20 protein-coding genes are annotated in these 20,125 nt (G+C 71.2%); 5 read left to right on the top strand and 15 right to left on the bottom strand.

The annotated features are described in order from the left end of the window. Positions 1-49 precede the first annotated feature (49 nt). The 8 genes from BLW82_RS11070 to BLW82_RS11105 form a co-directional block, all read right to left on the bottom strand. The gene (locus tag BLW82_RS11070) at positions 50-829 is read right to left on the bottom strand and encodes a DUF3159 domain-containing protein (RefSeq protein ID WP_093498624.1); all 780 of its coding nucleotides are present in this window, start codon (positions 827-829) and stop codon (positions 50-52) included. Positions 830-832: 3 nt separating this feature from the next. After that, complete coding sequence (locus BLW82_RS11075) at positions 833-1,231, bottom strand: OB-fold nucleic acid binding domain-containing protein (RefSeq protein ID WP_093498625.1); 399 nt, start codon at positions 1,229-1,231, stop codon at positions 833-835. 87 nt (positions 1,232-1,318) lie between these two features. Continuing rightward, complete coding sequence (locus BLW82_RS11080) at positions 1,319-2,005, bottom strand: response regulator (protein WP_093498626.1); 687 nt, start codon at positions 2,003-2,005, stop codon at positions 1,319-1,321. Then, positions 2,002-4,560, bottom strand: coding sequence for a sensor histidine kinase (locus BLW82_RS11085; protein WP_093498627.1), 2,559 nt, complete (start codon positions 4,558-4,560; stop codon positions 2,002-2,004). Before BLW82_RS11085 ends, BLW82_RS11080 begins: the two co-directional genes overlap by 4 nt. Positions 4,561-4,711: 151 nt before the next feature. Next, positions 4,712-5,881, bottom strand: coding sequence for an alginate lyase family protein (locus tag BLW82_RS11090; protein ID WP_093498628.1), 1,170 nt, complete (start codon positions 5,879-5,881; stop codon positions 4,712-4,714). Between the two features lie 198 nt (positions 5,882-6,079). Further along, the gene (locus BLW82_RS11095) at positions 6,080-6,844 is read right to left on the bottom strand and encodes a DUF3710 domain-containing protein (RefSeq protein ID WP_093498629.1); all 765 of its coding nucleotides are present in this window, start codon (positions 6,842-6,844) and stop codon (positions 6,080-6,082) included. Between the two features lies 1 nt (position 6,845). Continuing rightward, a complete protein-coding gene (gene dut, locus BLW82_RS11100; RefSeq protein WP_093498630.1) occupies positions 6,846-7,427 on the bottom strand; it encodes a dUTP diphosphatase in 582 nt (193 codons plus the stop codon). After that, positions 7,424-8,008: a PaaI family thioesterase gene (locus BLW82_RS11105; RefSeq protein ID WP_093498631.1), complete on the bottom strand. Its 585-nt coding sequence runs from the start codon at positions 8,006-8,008 to the stop codon at positions 7,424-7,426. The genes dut and BLW82_RS11105 overlap by 4 nt, the downstream gene beginning before the upstream one ends. 58 nt (positions 8,009-8,066) lie before the next feature. Between BLW82_RS11105 and BLW82_RS11110 the strand changes: the two genes are divergently transcribed. Beyond that, positions 8,067-8,534 (top strand): DUF3093 domain-containing protein, encoded by a 468-nt coding sequence (locus BLW82_RS11110; protein WP_093498632.1) that lies wholly within the window; start codon positions 8,067-8,069, stop codon positions 8,532-8,534. Positions 8,535-8,671: 137 nt separating this feature from the next. On the opposite strand, the gene BLW82_RS11115 is transcribed toward BLW82_RS11110, so the two are convergent. The 4 genes from BLW82_RS11115 to BLW82_RS11130 all read right to left on the bottom strand — a co-directional run bounded on the left by BLW82_RS11115 (position 8,672) and on the right by BLW82_RS11130 (position 12,210). Next, complete coding sequence (locus tag BLW82_RS11115; RefSeq protein WP_093498633.1) at positions 8,672-9,589, bottom strand: hypothetical protein; 918 nt, start codon at positions 9,587-9,589, stop codon at positions 8,672-8,674. Positions 9,590-9,602: 13 nt separating this feature from the next. Next, positions 9,603-9,899: a DUF4193 domain-containing protein gene (locus tag BLW82_RS11120; protein ID WP_003997302.1), complete on the bottom strand. Its 297-nt coding sequence runs from the start codon at positions 9,897-9,899 to the stop codon at positions 9,603-9,605. Between the two features lie 401 nt (positions 9,900-10,300). Then, a complete protein-coding gene (locus BLW82_RS11125) occupies positions 10,301-11,551 on the bottom strand; it encodes a sensor histidine kinase (RefSeq protein ID WP_093507994.1) in 1,251 nt (416 codons plus the stop codon). A gap of 5 nt (positions 11,552-11,556) precedes the next feature. Beyond that, complete coding sequence (locus BLW82_RS11130; RefSeq protein WP_003993508.1) at positions 11,557-12,210, bottom strand: response regulator transcription factor; 654 nt, start codon at positions 12,208-12,210, stop codon at positions 11,557-11,559. 419 nt (positions 12,211-12,629) lie between these two features. Here BLW82_RS11130 and BLW82_RS44375 point away from each other — a divergent pair, with 419 nt between their 5' ends. Next, positions 12,630-12,803, top strand: a complete 174-nt coding sequence (locus tag BLW82_RS44375) for a hypothetical protein (protein ID WP_167450044.1) — start codon at positions 12,630-12,632, stop codon at positions 12,801-12,803. 400 nt (positions 12,804-13,203) lie between these two features. On the opposite strand, the gene BLW82_RS11135 is transcribed toward BLW82_RS44375, so the two are convergent. Together BLW82_RS11135 and BLW82_RS11140 are read right to left on the bottom strand one after the other, a co-directional pair. Further along, positions 13,204-14,019: an inositol monophosphatase family protein gene (locus BLW82_RS11135; protein ID WP_093498634.1), complete on the bottom strand. Its 816-nt coding sequence runs from the start codon at positions 14,017-14,019 to the stop codon at positions 13,204-13,206. Between the two features lie 8 nt (positions 14,020-14,027). Continuing rightward, positions 14,028-15,155, bottom strand: coding sequence for a ferrochelatase (locus BLW82_RS11140; protein ID WP_093498635.1), 1,128 nt, complete (start codon positions 15,153-15,155; stop codon positions 14,028-14,030). Between the two features lie 163 nt (positions 15,156-15,318). On the opposite strand from BLW82_RS11140, the gene BLW82_RS11145 reads away from it, so the two are divergent. Together BLW82_RS11145 and BLW82_RS11150 are read left to right on the top strand one after the other, a co-directional pair. Further along, entirely contained in the window at positions 15,319-16,557 is a 1,239-nt protein-coding gene (locus BLW82_RS11145) for an MFS transporter (RefSeq protein ID WP_093498636.1), read from the top strand. Then, positions 16,517-17,836: a D-arabinono-1,4-lactone oxidase gene (locus BLW82_RS11150; RefSeq protein ID WP_093498637.1), complete on the top strand. Its 1,320-nt coding sequence runs from the start codon at positions 16,517-16,519 to the stop codon at positions 17,834-17,836. Before BLW82_RS11145 ends, BLW82_RS11150 begins: the two co-directional genes overlap by 41 nt. Here the strand turns inward: BLW82_RS11150 and BLW82_RS11155 are convergent. Beyond that, on the bottom strand, positions 17,760-18,590 hold the full coding sequence (locus BLW82_RS11155; protein WP_093498638.1) for a hypothetical protein: 831 nt from the start codon (positions 18,588-18,590) through the stop codon (positions 17,760-17,762). The genes BLW82_RS11150 and BLW82_RS11155 overlap by 77 nt on opposite strands. Positions 18,591-19,061: 471 nt before the next feature. Here BLW82_RS11155 and sepH point away from each other — a divergent pair, with 471 nt between their 5' ends. Further along, the gene (gene sepH / locus BLW82_RS11160) at positions 19,062-20,099 is read left to right on the top strand and encodes a septation protein SepH (protein ID WP_093498639.1); all 1,038 of its coding nucleotides are present in this window, start codon (positions 19,062-19,064) and stop codon (positions 20,097-20,099) included. Positions 20,100-20,125 lie beyond the last annotated feature (26 nt).

The following is a 20,125-nucleotide window of genomic DNA, read 5'->3' on the forward strand; positions in this document are numbered from 1 at the left end:
GTGAGAAGGGCGCCCTCCACCGCGGAGGGCGCCCTTCTCACGTACGGGGCTACTTGCGGTGGCGTCCGCCCGCGGCGGCCTCACCGCTCTCCGCGGCCTGCGCCGCCCTGCGCTCCTCCTCGGCCTTCTCCGCCTGCTCCGCCGCCTCCATCTCCGCGAACACGTCGATCGGCGCCGGTGCCTTCGCCAGGAAGACCCAGGTGAGCCAGACCGCGAGCAGGAACGGCGGGATCTTGAGGGCGACCAGCACCCAGCCGAGCTGGGCGGTGTCGGCCCACCAGTACAGCGGGAAGAGGATCGCGCACTTGGCGAGCAGGATCAGGCCCCACGCCCAGCTGGCCTTGGCGTACGCCTTCTTGCGGCCGGGGTTGCGGGTGCGCCAGGAGAGGTTCTCCTTGAAGACCGGGCCGAGGATCAGTCCGATCAGCGGGACCCCGCACAGGGTCGTGACGATGTACGCCAGCGCCAGGCCCAGTGTGTAGAGCATGCCGGGGAGGTAGAAGTCCTTGGCGTTGCCGGTCATCATCGCGAAGACGACACCGAAGGCGACACCGAAGACACCGCTGAAGGCGTGCTTGACGGTGTCCCGCATGGCGAGGCGGACCACGACGAGCACCACGGAGACCGCGAGGGCGGCGATCGCCGACCAGTGCAGGTCCTTGTTGATGGTGAAGATCGTGACGAAGAGCAGGCCGGGCAGGACCGTCTCGACCATGCCCCGGACACCGCCGAACGCCTCGAAGAGCGCGGCCTCGGTCACCGCCCGCGCGTCTTGCTGCGGGGCGTCCTCCGCCTGCGTGTCTTCGGTCGGCTTGTCGAGCGACGTCACCGGCTACTCCCTACCGAGGGGTCTCAGTTCGTACTTGGGATTGAACAGCACCCGGCGGCCCCGGCTCAGCGAGATCCGGCCCGATGCGATCAGCCTGCGTCCCGGTTCTATGCCGACGATGGAACGCCTGCCGAGCCACACCACGTCCAGCGCGGCCGAGCCGTCGAACAGCTCGGCCTCCAGGGCCGGGACCCCGGCGCGCGGCCGCAGGGTGACCGTGCGCAAGGTACCAGTTACGGTGACGATCTGCCGGTCGTGGCAGTCGCCGATCCGGATGCAGCCCGCGGTGTCGGCGTCCTCGCGCAGCTCCTCCGACTCCAGGTCCTCCTGGGACGAGGAGAGCCGGTCGAGCATGCGCCGGAACCGGCCGGCCGGCTTCTCGGAACGAGGAACAGCACTCATGTCTGAAGCCTACCGGGGCACGCCGACACCGCCGTAGTCCAGCTCACTTCGCGACCCGCCTCACTTTCCGAACCGCCCCGAACCGCCCTATCTCTCGAACCGGTACCCCATGCCGGGCTCCGTAATGAAGTGCTTCGGGTGCGAGGGGTCCGCCTCCAGCTTCCGGCGCAGCTGTGCCATGTACACGCGCAGGTAGTTGGTCTCCGTCCCGTAGGACGGCCCCCACACCTCCTGCAGCAGCTGCTTCTGGCTGACCAGCCGGCCGGTGTTGCGGACCAGCACCTCCAGGAGGTGCCACTCGGTCGGGGTGAGCCGCACGTCCCGGCCCGCCCGGTTGACCTTCTTCGCCGCCAGGTCGACGGTGAAGCCCTCGGTCTCCACCAGGACGTCGTCCTCGCCGCCCCCCGTGACGGGCTCGGCCCGGCGTACGGCGGCCCGCAGCCGGGCCAGCAGCTCGTCCATGCCGAAGGGCTTGGTGACGTAGTCGTCGGCGCCCGCGTCGAGCGCCTCGACCTTCTCGTCGGAGGAGTGCCGGGCGGAGAGGACCAGGATCGGCACCCGGGTCCAGCCGCGCAGTCCCTTGATCACCTCGACGCCGTCCATGTCGGGCAGGCCGAGGTCGAGGACGACCACGTCGGGGTGGCGGGAGGCGGCCAGTTCCAGGGCGGTACGGCCGTCGGGGGCCGCGTCGACCTCGTACTTGCGCGCCTTGAGGTTGATCACGAGGGCGCGCACGATCTGCGGCTCGTCGTCGACCACGAGCACACGGGTCATGAGGCCTGCCTTTCCGGTTCTGCCAGGGGTTCTGCCACGGCCTGCGCCGCTTCGGTGACCGATCCTGCCGCGCGGAGGCTGAGGACCATGGTGAGCCCGCCGCCGGGTGTGTCCTCCGCGTTCAGGGTGCCGCCCATCGCCTCCGCGAAGCCCCGGGCGACCGCGAGCCCGAGCCCGACCCCGGCGCCGCGCGGAGCGTCACCGTAGCGCTGGAAGGGCTCGAATATGCGCTCCTTGGCCTCGTCGGGCACACCGGGCCCGCGGTCCACGATCCGCACCTCCACCCGGTCCGCGATGACGCTGGCGGAGACCAGCACGGGCCGGTCTGCGGGGCTGTACTTGACCGCGTTCTCGACCAGGTTGGCCACCGACCGCTCCAGGAGCCCGGCGTCGGCCTCCACCATCGGCAGGGTCTCGGGGACGTCGAGGTCCACGCTGCCGTCCGGCACACCGACCAGCGCCATCGGGACCACCTCGTCGAGGTCGGTCTCGTGGACGATCGGGGTGACGGTGCCGGTCTGCAGCCGGGACATGTCGAGCAGGTTGCCGACGAGGTGGTCCAGGCGGTCGGCGCCCTCCTCGATGCCTTCGAGGAGTTCGGCCCGGTCCTCCTCGGACCATTCCACGTCGTCCGAGCGCAGCGAGGTGACCGCCGCCTTGATGCCGGCCAGCGGGGTGCGCAGGTCGTGGCTGACGGCGGCGAGCAGGGCGGTGCGGATCCGGTTGCCCTCGGCGAGGGTGCGGGCCTGTTCGGCCTCCTCCTGGAGGCGCCTTCGGTCCAGGACGACGACCGCCTGGGCGGCGAAGGCGGCCAGCACCCGGCGGTCCTCGGCGGGCAGCACCCGGCCGGTCAGCGCGAGGGCCATGTGGTCGCCTATCGGCATGTCGACGTCGCCGTCCTCGGGCCGCTCCAGGGCGGGGCCGAAGCCGGCCCGCCCGGCGCAGCTCCACGGCTCGACGTCGCTCGCCCGCTCCAGGAGGGCGGCGGACTCCATGCCGAAGGTCTCCCGGACCCGTTCGAGCAGCTCCTCCAGGCTGGTCTCGCCGCGCAGCACGTTGCCGGCGAGGAAGGAGAGGATCTGCGACTCGGCGCGCAGCCGGGCCGCCTGATGGGTGCGGCGGGCCGCGAGGTCCACGACCGAGGCGACGGACAGCGCGACCCCGAAGAAGATCACGATGGCCACGATGTTCTTCGGGTCGGCGATGGTCAGCCGGTGCAGGGGCGGGGTGTAGAAGTAGTTCAGCAGCAGCGACCCGAAGGCCGCCGAGGCGAGCGCCGGGAAGAGCCCGCCGAGCAGCGCGGCCGCGACCGTGAGGGTCAGGAAGAGCAGCATGTCGTTGGCGAGGCCGAGGTCGACGGTGTTGAGCAGTACCGCCATGACGGCCGGGCCGGCCAGTCCGACCAGCCAGCCGGCGATGATCCGGCCCCGGCCGAGCCGGGCACCCCGGGCCACCGGCAGCCCGCGGCCCTTGCCGGCCTCGCCGTGGGTGACGATGTGGACGTCCAGGTCGGGCCCGGACTCGCGGGCGACGGTGGCGCCGACGCCGGGTCCGAGGACGTACTGCCAGGCCTTGCGGCGGGAGGAGCCGAGGACGATCTGGGTGGCGTTGACGCCGCGCGCGAAGTCGAGCAGGGCCGCGGGGATGTCCTCGCCGACGACGTGGTGGAAGGTGCCGCCGAGGTCCTCGACCAGGGTGCGCTGGACGGCGAGTTCCTTCGGGGAGGCCGACGTCAGGCCGTCGCTGCGGGAGATGTAGACGGCGAGCACCTCGCCGCCCGCCCCCTTCTCGGCGAGCCGTGCGGCCCGCCGGATCAGCGTCCGCCCCTCCGGGCCGCCGGTGAGCCCGACGACGATCCGCTCCCGCGAGCCCCAGATCGCCGAGACCTGGTGCTCGTTGCGGTACTGCTTCAGGTACTCGTCGACCCGGTCGGCCACCCAGAGCAGCGCCAGCTCACGCAGGGCGGTCAGGTTGCCCGGCCGGAAGTAGTTGGACAGGGCCGCGTCGACCTTGTCGGACTTGTAGACGTTGCCGTGTGCCATACGCCGGCGCAGCGCCTGGGGCGACATGTCGACCAGCTCTATCTGGTCCGCGCGCCGTACCACCTCGTCGGGCACCGTCTCGCGCTGGCGCACGCCGGTGATGGACTCGACGACGTCGCCGAGCGATTCGAGGTGCTGGATGTTGACGGTCGAGATCACGTCGATCCCGGCGGCCAGCAGTTCTTCCACGTCCTGCCAGCGCTTGGCGTTGCGGGAGCCGGGGATGTTGGTGTGGGCGAGTTCGTCCACCAGGGCGACCGCGGGGGCCCGGCGCAGTACGGCGTCCACGTCCATCTCCGTGAACACGGCGCCCCGGTAGTCCAGTTCCTTGCGCCGGATCTGCTCCAGGCCGTGCAGCATCACCTCGGTGCGCTGCCGGTCGTGGTGCTCGACGAAGGCGACCACGCAGTCGGTGCCCCGCTCCACCCGCCGGTGCGCCTCGGAGAGCATGGCGTAGGTCTTGCCCACGCCCGGTGCCGCACCGAGATAGATCCGAAGCTTGCCGCGTGCCATGGTCCTATTGTCTTCCTGCAACTGCCGTCAACGCAGCGTCGACCTTACGGCCAACAATCCCGGCGAACGGTGCAGAAACCCTGGCAGCGGGCATCTTTGACGCAACCCTGATGGGCGCCGGTGCCGCGGCTCCGGCGCCCGTACCTGCGGCTCAGTTGGGGTTGTCGCCGTGGGTGAGGGTCTCCCAGGCCACGAAGAGGTTGTTGGTGCCGGCGGGGCGGTTGTTCTGGGTGAGCGTCTGGGTGTTGGTCATGGCGATGCCGAGGCGGTTGTGGAGCGCGTTGTAGCCGACCTCGGTGACGGGCCCGAGTCCCAGGTTCAGGGAGCCGCCGCACAGCCAGCCGGGGACGGCGGTACCCAGCTGGTACTTGGCCTGGAAGCCGAGCGCCTGCCGCAGCCGCTCGCCGACGTCCGTGCCGTACAGGTCCTGGCCCTGGATCCGGCTGGTCTCGGCGACGTGCGAGATCGCGGAGATGCCGTACCCGGTGTGGGTGAAGTCCCGGCAGGTCTCCTGGGTGAGGCCGGTGACGAAGGTGGACTGACCCTGCCAGTAGGAGACGATCTTGGCGGTGGTGTCCAGGTTCTGGCTGGGCACGGTCTTCGGCACCGACCCGTCGGAGGCCAGGTAGACGTAGGCGGCGGTCCGGGTGCGGAACTTCGCCATGGCCGTGTCGTAGGAGGTCTTGTCCTCCAGGAAGACGGAGATGCCGACGGCGGCCTCCATCATCGACAGCTCCCAGTTGCCGTTGGAGTTGGAGCCCTTGATGACGGTGGGGAGGTAGACGTTGCGCAGCATGGTGGCGAAGCGGGCCTCGTTGGCCCAGGTGCCGGTGTACGTGTACCTGATGATCTCGGCGGCCTTGGGCCAGGAGGAGCCCGCCCAGCCGGTCTGCAGCGGTGCGTTGCTGTTGGTGTGGCCGGTGATGGTGGCCGACCAGGCGTCCATGATCTGGATGGCCTTCTGGGCGTAGCGGGCGTCCTTGGTGACGTACCAGGCGAGGGCGTCGGTGTAGGCGGCGATCGCGTCCTCGCGCTCGTCGGTGCAGCCGTAGTTCGGGTTCGAGTACGAGCCGCACTCGACCGTGGCCCAGGGTGTGGGGGTGCGGTTCAGGTCGGCGTACTTGCTCGCCATCATCTGGTCGTAGGCCGCCTTCCAGGGCTGGGCGCCGGCCAGCACCTCGGCGCGGGCGAAGTCCAGCTGGGCCTTGGAGACAGTGACCCCGGGGTGCACGAAGGTGCTCGGGGCGGAGTGGGCGGCGGGGGCCGCGAAGACGCCCAGGAGCAGGGCTCCCACGGCCGCGAGCAGGGGGATGCGACGCACAGCGACTCCGTTCTCGCATGTTCTCGTATGTGAACTTGGAGCGCCTCTGTGAACTTAGGCGTTGACCCGAGACCGTAGGTACGGACCAGACTTCCGTCAAGGTGTGAAGTAAGGGGGAGCCGTTCACACCGGGGCATCCGCGCATGTGAAAGAGCCGCACCCCGGGTGCGGGGTACGGCCCTGTCGCTCTCGGCTCTGCTAGCGGACCTCGGTGATCTCCGGGCCGCGCTGGAGCTGGCCCATGCCGCCGGAGAAGCGCGAGGACTCCTCCTGCTGGACCCCCTCGGGGACCATCTGGGCGTCGTTGGGCAGCTTCAGGACGATCGGGTCGCGGGGCGCCATCGGGCCCTCGCCGCGGACCACGACGGTGTCCCGGAAGATCTGCTCCAGGAGGCCTGCCGCCTGCGGCTGCACCGCGCCCTGCCCGGAGATCACCCCGCGCAGGAACCAGCGGGGGCCGTCCACACCGACGAACCGCACGACCTGGAAGCCGCCCGTGCCGTCCGGCAGCTGCACCGGCACCTGGGCGCGCAGCTCCCAGCCCAGCGGACCCTCGACCTCGTCGACGATGCCGCCCTGCTGGGTGATGCCGGTCGCGATCTCCTCGCGGACCTCGCCCCAGATGCCCTCGCGCTTGGGCGCGGCGAAGGCCTGCAGCTGGATGGCGCTGTCGCGCAGTACGACGGTCGCCGCGACGATCGCGTCGCCCGCGACCTCGACCCGGAGCTCCATGCCGTCCACGCCGGGCACGAACAGACCGCCCAGGTCCACCCGGCCCTCGCCGGGCTCGCGCACCTCGGTGTCGTCCCACGGCCCGTCGGGCCGGGGCTCCGGCTCCAGACGAACGCGGTCGCGCTCGCCCTCCACTTCCTCGTCCGCCTCGGTGTCGACGCTGTCGACGACCTGCTCGGCCTCGCCGGCCGCGTCCTCGGCGGCACCCTTCTTCTTGCGACGTCCGAACACGTCACTGTCCTTCCCGGTCGGATACGACCGAAGCGTATCGATTCCCACCCGTCCGACCGCCGTCGGCGGCCTGACCGCTTGTGCCGCTCACATCGCCCACCGCGGCATGACCGCCGGTGGACCCGAAGCCCCCCTCGGCCCGCGCCGAGCCGGGAAGTTCCGCCACCTCGTGGAAGCGGACCCTCTCGACCTGCTGGACGACCAGTTGGGCGATCCGGTCGAAGCGCTCGAACCGCACCGCCTCGCGCGGGTCGAGATTCACCACGATCACCTTGATCTCCCCACGGTACCCGGCATCAATCGTCCCCGGGGCATTCACGAGGGCCACTCCGCACCGGGCGGCGAGGCCCGAACGGGGGTGTACGAAGGCCGCGTACCCCTCCGGGAGGGCGATCGACACCCCCGTGGGCAGTACGGCCCGTTCCCCGGGCCTCAGCTCGCACGCCTCGGTGGTACGCAGATCGGCTCCCGCGTCACCCGGGTGCTCGTACGCCGGAAGCGGTACGTCGGGGTCGACGCGGCGGACGAGGACGCCGAGCGGGGCCGCCGAACGGGCCGGGCTCGGGAATTCTGCAGGGTTCACGGATTCACCTCGAAGGCGCGGGCGCGCCGGGCCTGGTCCGGGTCCTTCATGGCGGCCCGGATCTCTTCCTCGCGGCCGTTGTCGACGAAGTGTTCGACCGGAACCTCGACGAAGAGGGCTTCGGCGCGGACGGCGACAGGGCCCGTGGGGCCGTCCACGCGTCCGGTGGCGGTCGAGTAGATCTTCCGGCCGGCCACGGCGACCACCTCGGCCGCCAGGTGGAGCGTGGTGCCCACGGGGACGGGCCGCACGAAGTCGGTCTCCAGCCGTCCCGTCACGGCGATCTTCCGCAACAGCCAGTTGAGCGAGCCCAGCGTCTCGTCCAGGGCGGTGGCGAGCACCCCGCCGTGCGCGAGGCCGGGGGCGCCCTGGTGGGCGGGGCGTACGGTGAACTCGGCGGTCAGGGACACGCCCTCGCCGGCCCGTACCTCCAGGTGCAGCCCGTGGGACTGCCCGCGCCCACACCCGAAACAGTGTTCGTAGTGTGCACCGATGAGCTCGCCGGGCGCGGGCGCGTCGGGGTGCCGCTCCGGTTTCCGGGCACTGGCAGGAGGCTGAAGAGCTGCGGAACTACCACTCACAGCCGCAGACCTTACCCGCGCGTCCAGTGAATCCGGACACCGTGCCAAGCTTGGCTCCATGCAGCTCTCCGCCACCCCGTACGAAGAACGTCTCACCGCCCCCCGGTCCTGGTGGTTCATCAGCTTCCTGGTCGGCGTCTCGTTCGCCCTGATCCTGCTGCCGTTCGGCACCCTGCCGATGCTGGGCGGCCTGGTCGGCGGCACCGCGGCGGCAGCGGTGGTGGCCAGTTCGTACGGCTCCCTGCGGATCCGGGTCGTCGGCGACTCGCTGATCGCGGGCGAGGCGAAGATCCCGGTGTCGGCCCTGGGCCAGGCGGAGATCCTGGAGCCGGACGAGGCGCGCGCCTGGCGCACGTACAAGGCGGATGTGCGCGCCTTCCTGCTGCTGCGCTCCTACATCCCGAGGGCCCTCCGGGTGGAGGTCACGGACCCGGACGACCCGACCCCGTACCTGTACCTGTCGACCCGGGAGCCGGAGGCCCTGGCGGCGGCGATCGAGGCGGCGAAGGCCGGCACGAAGGCGTAGGCGCGCCGCTGGGATGCCGCGATCCCGAGTGCGGCGCCGTCGTGGCTGGTCGTGCTGTTCCCCGCGCCCCTACGGGACGCCGTCCGTCCCCGGCAGCCGTAACGGCTCTGTCTTCTCCCGCCGCGGCGGTACCGGGGTCAGCCGCCGAGATCCTCCGGCAGCTCGGCGATCGGCAGCGGCTCCGCCGGCTTCTCCAGCGGCGGCAGCTCCGGCAGCTCGTCCCAGGGCACCTGGATCTTTCTCAGGTCCCTCCGGATCCGCTCCGCGAGCTTCCTGGTGTCCCGGCGGTTCATGACCGCCCCCACCGCGGCGCCCACCATGAACGGCATCAGGTTGGGCAGATCCCGCACCATCCGCTTCATGATCTGCTGGCGCAGCTCGCGCTTCATCTGCCCGCCGAGGGCGTTGTTGATCGTCGACGGTTTCATCACGTCGATCCCGCGCTCCCTCGACCAGGAGGACAGGTACGCGGTGCTGCGGGCCTTCAGGTTCCCCGGCGGCCGCACGCCGTACACCTCGTGGAGCTCGGCGATCATCTTCAGCTCGATCGCCGCGACCCCGGTGATCTCCGCGGCCAGCTCGGTCGGCATCGCCGGCGGCACCGGCAGCATCGCCGCCGCCCCGACACCGGCCCCGACCGCCGAGGTCGCACCCGCCGCGCCCGCCACCAGCTTGTCGGCGAGCCGTTCGGGCCCCAGGCCGGGGAACTGCCGGCGCAGGGTCGCGAGGTCACGTACGGGGACACGAGGGGCGATCTCGATGATCCGGTCCGCGAGGTACGCCAGCCCGGCTTTCGCCCGGCTGCCGCCCTTACGGGCCCCTTCCCGGGCCATGTCCACGGCTTTGTCCCGGATAGCCGCGGCCCGTCGCCGTGCGACGGGCGCGGGGCTGTCCGCCGGCGCCGGGAGGTCACCCCGGACTGCCGCCGGTTCGAGCGAGGCTCCCGTGTCGGGAGAGCCCCGCTCGTCATCACGCGCGCGTGGGCCGTCGGACGGCCCAGAGTCCGCTCCCGGGAGCGGGAAGCGGCGCTTCCGAGGTGGGGTCGAGCCAGTCATGCCCGACCCGCCCTCAGTCGCAGTCGCGGCAGATCGGCTGACCGTTCTTCTCCCGGGCCAGCTGGCTGCGGTGGTGCACCAGGAAGCAGCTCATGCAGGTGAACTCGTCCTGCTGCTTGGGCAGCACCCGGACGGCCAGCTCCTCGTTCGAGAGGTCCGCGCCGGGCAGCTCCAGGCCTTCGGCAGCCTCGAACTCGTCGACGTCCACCGAGGACGTTGACTTGTCGTTCCGCCTGGCCTTCAGCTCTTCAAGGCTGTCCGAGTCCACGTCATCGTCGGTCTTGCGTGGAGTGTCGTAATCGGTTGCCATGTCGCTCTCCCCCTCTGGGTGTCTGCGGTGTCTCCAGCGCACGTAACGCGTGAGAGGCCGGACTTGTGCCCGACCCGAGGCGGAGATTTTGCCTCACATCAAGGTCTGTTACTCAATCGACACCCAACCGGATCCCTCGAGAGCGATCGGGTTGAATGGCGATGGGGACCGTACACGGTCCCGTCGAGGCACTTCAAAGGCGCCTCACCCTGTACTTCCCGTGATCAAGACCTCTGAAAACAGGGATTTTCCCGGCTTTATTCCCCTGGCCATGATCACGGAGAGTAGATGGCCGGAAATCCGCCCTTGTGATCGATCACACAGAGGGGAACGTGCCACGCCGCTGGAAATTTCAGCGCAAAGCGAACATCCCCCGCGTGTGTCGCGATCTTGTAACAGCATCAGACCGGCAGCGTGACCCGCATCACGAGTCCGCCGCCCTCCCGGGGCTGGGCCACGATGTGCCCGCCGTGCGCCCGGGCCACGGACCGCACGATGGACAGGCCGAGGCCCACCCCCTTGTCGCTGCCCGTCCGCTCGGTACGGAGCCGCCTGAAGGGCTCGAAGAGGTTGTCGATCTCGTACGCCGGGACCACCGGCCCGGTGTTCGCGACGTACAGCACCGCCTGGCCGTGCTCGATGTCGGTGTTGACCTCCACCCAGCCCTCCTCGGGCACGTTGTAGCGCACCGCGTTCTGCAGCAGGTTCAGGGCGATCCGCTCCAGGAGCACGCCGTTGCCCTGGACCACGGCCGGTTTCCGAGCGCCCCGGATCGTCACGCCCTTGGCCTCGGCCTCGGCGTGCACCTGGTCGACGGCCTGGGAGGCCACCTCCGCCAGGTCGACCGGTTTGCGCTCGACGATCTGGTTGTCGCTGCGGGCGAGCAGCAGCAGGCCCTCCACGAGCTGCTCGCTGCGCTCGTTGGTGGCCAGCAGCGTCTTGCCGAGCTGCTGGAGCTCCACGGGCGCGCCGGGGTCCGAGAGGTGCACCTCCAGGAGCGTGCGGTTGATCGCCAGGGGCGTGCGCAGCTCGTGAGAGGCGTTGCCGACGAAGCGTTGCTGGGCGGTGAAGGCCCGCTGCAGCCGCTCCAGCATGTCGTCGAAGGTGTCCGCGAGCTCCTTGAGCTCGTCGTCCGGGCCGTCCAGCTCGATCCGTCGGGACAGGTCCGAACCGGCCACCGCGCGGGCGGTCCGGGTGATCCGGCCGAGCGGCGAGAGCACCCGGCCGGCCATCGCATAGCCGAACGCGAAGGCGATCACGGCCAGGCCCAGCAGGGCGAGGAGCGAGCGGCTGAGCAGGTTGTCCAGAGCCGCCTGGCGCTGGCGGTCCACGCACTGGGCGATCGCGGCGTTGAAGTCCGAGATCGGCAGGTTGTTGGTCCCGGTGATCGCCGGGCAGTTGTCACTGGAGACCCGGATGTTCGTGCCGTCGATGATCTTGAAGAATGGCTGGTTGCCGGTGCTGATGGCCTGGGCGGCCAGCAGGTAGATGATCGAGAGCAGCAGGATGCCGGCGATCAGGAACATGCCGCCGTACAGCAGGGTGAGCCGTATCCGGATGGTCGGGCGCAGCCACGGCAGGACCGGCTGTGGCCTTCTCGGGTCCCAGGTGGGCTTGGGTGGTGCCTGTGGGGGTGCGGGGGTGGTGGCCACGGTCATCAGATCCGGTAACCCGAGCCGGGGACGGTCACGATCACCGGGGGCTCGCCGAGCTTGCGGCGCAGGGTCATCACGGTCACGCGCACGACGTTGGTGAAGGGGTCGGTGTTCTCGTCCCACGCCTTCTCCAGGAGCTGCTCGGCGGAGACCACCGCGCCCTCGCTGCGCATCAGCACCTCGAGCACCGCGAACTCCTTCGGCGCGAGCTGGACCTCCTTGCCGTCGCGGAAGACCTCGCGGCGGTTCGGGTCCAGCTTGATGCCGGCGCGCTCCAGGACGGGGGGCAGCGGCACGCTGGTACGGCGGCCGAGGGCGCGCACGCGCGCGATGAGCTCACTGAAGGCGAAGGGCTTGGGGAGGTAGTCGTCGGCGCCGATCTCCAGACCCTCGACGCGGTCGCTGACGTCACCGGAGGCGGTCAGCATCAGCACGCGGGTGGGCATGCCGAGTTCGACGATCTTGCGGCAGACGTCGTCGCCGTGCACGAGGGGGAGGTCGCGGTCGAGGACGACCACGTCGTAGTCGTTGACGCCGATGCGCTCCAGGGCGGCCGCACCGTCGTACACGACGTCGACGGCCATGGCCTCCCGGCGCAGTCCGGTGGCCACCGCATCGGCGAGCAGTTGCTCGTCCTCGACGACGAGTACGCGCACGTCGCTTGTCCTTCCGCTGTCCACCCGCGCAGCGCGCACCGGCGCACCCGGGCAGGGGTCTCCATGGGATGTGTGACCTCCATCCTGCCCTTTTCGGCCATAAGTCGGCAGTAAGACGGGGACCTGGGCAGCCGGATCCGAGGCGGCCGGGCGGGAATGCGGGATTTTCTCCTGCGGTTGAGGTTTCCACGGAGAGGAGCGGGGGGAGGACGGCATGTACACCCCGCGATCACGCTCTGCATGTGCCGCAGCACCATGCGGTACGTACATCGCCGCTACAGCAGAGTGGACGATGGGGGTGTCCGGCACCGTCGCCGCCCAGCAGGGCAGCGCTGGGCACCCGCGAGAGACGTGATCGCCCCTTCCGAACGGCACACCCCCGTGCCACCGACCCACGACCCAGGACGAGGGGGCGCAGCATGGACGCATTCACCGCAGGACTTCTGCAGCGCATAAAGGCGACCGAGTCCGACATCACCCGGGCTCGTGACGAGGGTGACGACTTCCTCGTCGAAGTGGAGCAGGCCGAGCTCGACGACCTGCGCCGCCTCGCAGCCGAACACGGTGTGGAGGTCGGCGCGACCAGCGTCTGACAGTCCCGCAGCACAGCACCACGAGAGCAGGGCCCCGGCGAATCCAGCGCCGGGGCCCTGCCCGTGCCTGATCCCTTCCCCCGCATCGGCGTTCGACTCCTGCCGACCGCCACGGCACGGGATCTTTTTTTCCCGGGACCGGCTGTCCGGGCGCCCGGACCTCTCGGGCACGGGCGTTCTGGACTCCCGGCCTCGTGCGAGACCGATGCCCAGAGCTCCGAGCTCCGCTGGAGGTGCCGCGAGACGCGCTTCGGCCGACCGCGGCGCCGTCGTGGCTGATCGCGCAGTTCCCCGCCCCTGCGGGGCGCGCACCAACGCGGCGGACTTCGCCGGACCCGCTCGGCAAGGCGGGTGCCCGGAATCCTCTCCCGCCGCCGGCGCTCGGCCGCGGCGGCGGGCTTCAGTCGTGCCAGGCGCCGAAGTCCTCCAGGAGGCGCTGGAGGGGCTCGAAGACGCCGGGCGTGCCGGCGACCGTCAGGGAGCGTGCGGGGCGTTCTCCGGGGCGGCCGCCGGTCAGGGCGCCGGCCTCACGGGCGATGAGGTCACCCGCGCCCCAGTCCCAGGCGTTGAGGCCGCGCTCGTAGTAGCCGTCCAGCCGGCCGAAGGCCAGGTCGCACAGGTCGATCGCGGCCGACCCACTGCGCCGGATGTCGCGCAGGAGCGGGATCAGCCGGGCCGCGACCTCGGCCTGGTGGGTGCGGACGGCGGTGACGTAGTTGAAGCCGGTCGACACCAGCGCCTGGTCCAGCGGCGGCGCCGGGCGGCAGCGCAGCTCCCGCTCGCCCTCCCACGCCCCCGTCGCCCACGCCCCTGCCCCGCGCACCGCGTGGTACGTCTCGCCGCGCATCGGGGCCGCCACGACGCCGACCACGGTCTCCCCGTCCTGCTCGGCGGCGATGGAGACCGCCCAGGTCGGCAGCCCGTACAGGTAGTTCACCGTGCCGTCGAGCGGGTCGATCACCCAGCGGACGCCGCTCGTGCCCTGCGTCGACGCGCCCTCCTCGCCGAGGAAGCCGTCGTCGGGGCGGTGGCCGGCGATCAGGTCGGTGATCAGTTTCTCCGCCGCGATGTCCATCTCGGTCACGACGTCGATCGGGCTGGACTTGGTCCGGGCCACGGCGAGGTCGGCCGGGCGGCCGTCCCGCAGCAGCTCGCCCGCGCGGGCGGCCGCCTCCTGGGCGAGGTCCAGCAGGTCGGTGTGCAGGGCGTCGGTCACGGGCTTCCTCACGCGTAGGGGCTGTCGGCACCGGCCGCCGCCGGGCGGGGGGCGCGGGCCGGGCAGCAGCCGACCGGGCAGACGTTGTGGCTCGCGCCCAGCGCGCCCAGGGCGCACGGCGTGACCTGCCGCCCGCTCTCCACGGCGGCGCGCTCCAGGACCAGGTCGCGGATCGCGGCGGCGAACCGCGGGTCGTCCCCGACGGTCGCGGACCGGCGTACCGGCAGGCCCAGTTCCGCGGCCTTGGCCGTGGCCTCCGTGTCGAGGTCGTAGAGGACCTCCATGTGGTCGGAGACGAAGCCGATGGGGGCCATCACGACGGCCGGGACGCCGGCGCCGTGCAGTTCCTCCAGGTGGTCGCAGATGTCCGGCTCCAGCCAGGGGATCTGCGGGGCGCCGGAGCGGGACTGGTAGACGAGCCGCCAGGGGTGGTCGACGCCGGTGCGCTCCCGGACCGCGTCGGCGATCAGCTCGGCCACGTCCAGGTGCTCCTCGACGTAGGCTCCGCCCTCGCCGTGCGTCTCCACCGGGCCGGAGGTGTCGGCGGAGGCGGTCGGGATCGAGTGGGTGGTGAAGGCGATGTGGGCGCCCGCGCGGACGTCCTCGGGGAGGTCGGCGAGGGATGCCAGCACCCCGTCGATCATCGGGTCGAGGAAGCCGGGGTGGTTGAAGTAGTGCCGCAGCTTGTCGACCTTGGGGAGTTCGAGGCCCTCGGCCGCCAGCGCGGCCAGCGAGTCAGCCAGGTTCTCGCGGTACTGGCGGCAGCCCGAGTAGGAGGCGTAGGCGCTGGTGGCGAGCACCAGGATGCGGCGGCGGCCGTCGGCGACCATCTCGCGCAGGGTGTCCGTCAGGTACGGCGCCCAGTTCCGGTTGCCCCAGTAGATCGGCAGGTCCAGGCCGTGCTCGGCGAAGTCCTTGCGCAGGGCGTCCAGCAGGGCGCGGTTCTGGTCGTTGATCGGGCTGACCCCGCCGAACAGGAAGTAGTGCTGCCCGACTTCCTTGAGACGTTCGGTCGGGATACCGCGCCCGCGCGTCACGTTCTCCAGGAACGGGACCACGTCGTCCGGGCCTTCGGGGCCGCCGAAGGAGAGCAGGAGCAGGGCGTCGTAGGGGGTGGCATCGAGCGCGTCTGACATGTGCCGATCCTGCCACCCGGCACTGACGGCCCGGAAACAGGAGCGTGAAGAGTCGGATTCGAGAGTTTTATCCCCGGTGCCGGACGGGTGCAGGACCGCGGCCCCACTCGTAAGCTGTATCAGCCGCCATCACGCCTTACTCGCACATCTGTCGGAGAGCCCCGTGCCCAGCCCCTATCGCGCCCTGTTCGCCGCCCCGGGCAGCAGGGGCTTCTCCGCCGCGGGCTTCGTCGGCCGGATGCCGCTGTCGATGATGGGCATCGGCGTGGTCACGATGATCTCCCAGCTCAGCGGCCGGTACGGGCTCGCGGGCGCGCTGTCGGCCACCATGGCGCTGTCCGCCGCCGCGCTCGGGCCGCAGGTGTCCCGGCTGGTCGACCGGCGCGGCCAGCGCCGCGTCCTGCGCCCCGCGACCCTGCTCGCGCTCGCCGCGGCGGCCGGGCTGCTGCTCGCCGCCCACTACGAGGGGCCTGACTGGGTGCTGTTCGTGTGCGCCGCCGGGATCGGCGCGGTGCCGAGTCTGGGCGCGATGATCCGGGCCCGCTGGGCCGCCCTCTACGGCGGCACCCCGCAACTCCATACCGCGTATTCCTTCGAATCCGTCGTCGACGAGGTGTGCTTCATCTTCGGGCCGATCCTCTCGATCGGCCTGTCCACGACCTGGTTCCCGGAGGCGGGCCCGCTGCTGGCCGCCTGCTTCCTCGCCGCCGGCGTCTTCTGGCTGACCGCCCAGCGGGCCACCGAACCCGAGCCGCACCCGCGGGACCACCACGGCGGAGGTTCGGCGCTGCGCGCGCCCGGCCTCCAGGTGCTGGTGGCGACCTTCGTGGCCACCGGGGCGATCTTCGGTGCGGTCGACGTGGTGACCGTCGCCTTCGCCGACGAACAGGGCCACAAGGCCGCCTCCAGCGTCGTCCTGGCGCTGTACGCGGCGGGCTCCTGCGTGGCCGGCGCGGCCTTCGGGCTCATGCGGTTCGCGGGGAAGCCGGAACGCAGGTGGCTGCTGGGCATATGCGCGATGGCCGTGAGTATGATCCCCCTCCTACTGGTCGGAAACCTGCCGCTTCTGGCCGTGGCGCTGTTCGTTGCGGGCCTGTCCATCGCACCGACGATGATCACGACGATGTCCCTCATCGAAAAGCACGTACCTCGCGCGAAGCTCACCGAGGGCATGACCTGGGTGAGCACCGGCCTCGCGGTCGGGGTGGCGCTCGGCTCCTCGGTCGCCGGCTGGGTGATCGACGCGGCCGGCGCCCGTGCCGGGTACGGGGTTCCGGCCGTGTCCGGGGCCGTCGCGGTCGCGGTCGGTTTCCTCGGGTACCGCCGGCTCAGCAGGCCGGTCACGGGTCGGGGAGGCACCGTTGAGCAGTACAGCGAACGGGAAGAGCGGCACGTGGCGTAACTGGGGAGGCAATGTCACCGTCCGCCCCGCGCGGGAGGTCCTGCCCGCCTCCGTGGACGAACTGGCGGCGGCCGTACGGCAGGCGGCGGAGGACGGCCTGAAGGTGAAGGCGGTCGGCAGCGGCCACTCCTTCACCGCGATCGCCGCGACCGACGGTGTCTCGATCCGCCCTCAGCTGCTGACCGGCATACGCAACATCGACCGCAAGGCCATGACCGTCACGGTCGAGGCCGGTACCCCGCTCAAGAGACTCAACGTGGCCCTGGCCCGTGAGGGCCTGTCGCTGACCAACATGGGCGACATCATGGAGCAGACGGTCTCCGGGGCCACCAGCACCGGCACCCACGGCACCGGACGCGAGTCGGCGTCGCTGGCCGCGCAGATCAGGGAACTGGAACTGGTCACCGCGGACGGCTCGGTGCTGACCTGCTCGGAGAAGGAGAACCCGGAGATATTCGCGGCCGCGCGGGTCGGGCTCGGCGCACTGGGCATCGTCACCGCGATCACGTTCGCGGTGGAGCCGGTCTTCCTGCTCACCGCGCGCGAGGAGCCGATGCCCCTGGACCGCGTGCTCGCCGAGTTCGACCAGCTCCGGACCGAGAACGAGCACTTCGAGTTCTACTGGTTCCCGCACACCGGCAACACCAACACAAAGCGCAACAACCGCAGCGCCGGCCCGCCGCAGCCGGTGGGGCAGCTGGCCGGCTGGTTCGAGGACGAGTTCCTCTCCAACGGGGTCTTCCACGCCGCGCAGTTGCTCGGCCGCGCGGTGCCCGCCGTCGTCCCGACGGTCGCCCGGATCTCCAGTACTGCGCTGTCCGCCCGGTCGTACACGGACATTCCCTACAAGGTCTTCACATCCCCGCGCCGGGTGCGGTTCGTGGAGATGGAGTACGCGGTGCCCCGCGAGGCGCTGGTGGACACGGTGCGGGAACTCCGGACGATGGTCGACCGTTCCGGTCTCAGGGTGAACTTCCCCATCGAGGTCCGCACCGCCCCCGCCGACGACATCGCCCTGTCCACCGCCTCGGCCCGGGACAGCGCCTACATCGCCGTGCACATGTTCCGGGGCACGCCGTACCAGGCGTACTTCACCGCCGCCGAGCGCATCTTCACCGCGCACGAGGGCCGTCCGCACTGGGGCAAGGTGCACACCCGGGACGCGGACTACTTCGCCGGGGTCTACCCGCGCTTCGGCGAGTTCACCGCGCTGCGGGACCGGCTCGATCCGGACCGGCTGTTCCAGAACGACTATCTGCGGAGGGTCCTGGGTCAGTAGCCGGCGAGCCGCCGGCGGGGTCGTCGGGCGTGGGGGCCGTGCCCGGCTCCGTGCTCGCGGACCCGCTCGGTACCGGTGCCGCGGTCTCCGTGTCCCGCGGGGCGGGGGACGCCGCCGAGGAGGACGACGGCGACGGGGCGGGCGAGGCGGCCGTTCCGTCGCCGGAGCCGGTGCCGGCGCCGGAAGACCCCGCGGAACCCGGCGGGTGCGTGGCGTCGGAGGAGCCGGAGCCGCCGGAGGTGCCGGCCGACCCGGATGACGTGGTGCCGCCGGTGACCGCGCCGCTGACCGTCGTACCGTGGCCGCCGCTGAAGCTGGCGCCGGCGACCAGTTCACAGGCCGTGATGCCGGCCATGGTCACCCCGAACACCAGGGCGGCCGCGACCAGCGGGCGGCGCCAGGTCCGCACCCGGGCGCGGTAGACGGTGCCCGCCGTGAACTCGCCGGGCGCCAGGGGCGCTTGCTTCCGGGGGCGGGGAACTCCGGGTCCGGTCGCCGTCGCGTCGCGGAACTGTTCACCGGTGCGCCGGAAGAAGTGCTGGAACACCGAGCCGCCGCAGGTGGCGACCACACTGACGACTCCGGCGCCCAGGATCGTCCCGTACACCCCGAAGTAGGAGGCGAGTTTGGCGGCCACCACCGCGGCCACCGCGCTGCCCGCGACCTGGGGCACGCTGAGGTCGATCCGCTTCGAACTTCCCTTCGCCTCCTCCCCCGTACTGGTCTCGTCACCGGAACCGGGCCTTTCACGCATTACCGAACCTTGCCTGCCTTTCCCGCACTTGTTCGATCGACTGCATGAGAAAGGGACGTACGGACGAAACCATTAGTTCCGTTTCTGAGGATTGCGTGAAGTACGCCACGTTCAAGATCGCCCGATACGGGCAAAGAACGGCCGGGGAGCGGCTGTTGCCAGAAGTTGGGCGGCGCGCCAATCCACGCGGGTGGCCCGAATGGAGTACTGTTGCGAGCCCTGGGTCCGGTCTCCCGCCAGGGCGTCCGAGGCCTTGCAGGACCGCCGGGAGGGGGCTAGTTGCACAGGGTGGCGGAGTTGGTCACTTAGCGTTGCGAATAGGTAACCGTGCCATAACGGCGGTGCAGGGCCCGTGCCCGACACGCCGGGCAACTCGGCAAGGTTGTGGCAGGCTGCACCCGGGCAGGCCACACTCGACTAGCGGAAGCAGCGACGCACGTGACGTCGGCAGGCACCACCCGGGAGGTCCCCATGCCCGAACTGCGTGTCGTGGCCGTCTCCAATGACGGCACACGGCTGGTGCTCAAGGCTGCCGACTCAACGGAGTACACCCTTCCGATCGACGAACGGCTCCGCGCCGCCGTACGCGGCGACCGGCCCCGGCTCGGCCAGATCGAGATCGAGGTCGAGAGCCATCTCCGGCCACGGGACATCCAGGCGCGGATACGAGCGGGCGCGACGGCGGAAGAGGTCGCGCAGCTCGCCGGGATCCCCGTCGACCGGGTGCGGCGCTTCGAGGGTCCGGTACTGGCCGAGCGCGCCTTCATGGCCGAGCGGGCCCGCAAGACACCGGTCCGCCGGCCCGGCGAGAACGCCGGGCCACTGCTCGGCGAGGCCGTGCAGGAGCGCCTCATGCTGCGCGGCGCCGAGAAGGACACCGTGCAGTGGGACTCCTGGCGCCGCGACGACGGCACCTGGGAGGTCCTGCTCGTCTACCGGGTCGCGGGCGAACCGCACTCGGCGAGCTGGACCTACGACCCGCCGCGGCGGCTCGTCCAGGCGGTCGACGACGAGGCGCGCTCGCTGATCGGCGAGTCCGAGGACCTCGCCGTACCGGAGCCCAGCTTTCCGTTCGTGCCGCGCATCGCGCGGCTGCCGCGGGACCGGCCGTTGGACCGTTCCGGCGACCGGGACCGCGAGCGGCCGACCCTGCCCGCGCAGTCGTCCGACCCGGTCGAGGAGACGATCGGCGAACGGGACTCGCTGACCAGCCTGCTGGAGGCGGTACCGAGCTTCCGGGGCGACATGGTGGTCCCGGAGCGCCCGGCGGAGATCCCGGAGGAGCCCGCTCCGGAACCGGCCGCGGAGGAGCCCCCGGCCCCCGCCGCCTCGGCCGGCTCCGCCTACGCGGACGTCCTCATGCCGCGCTCCGTCGGCAGCCACCGGGACCGGCTGATCGGTGCCACCGACCGCCAGGCCGAGGCCGACGGCGTCCGCCCCGGCCGCCGTGCCGCCGTGCCGAGCTGGGACGAGATCGTCTTCGGGACGCGGCGCAAGAAGCAGGAGTGAGAGGCTGACAGGAAGGAGGGGGCACG

It is taken from the genome of Streptomyces sp. Ag109_O5-10 (assembly GCF_900105755.1).
In the GTDB taxonomy this organism is placed as follows: domain Bacteria; phylum Actinomycetota; class Actinomycetes; order Streptomycetales; family Streptomycetaceae; genus Streptomyces.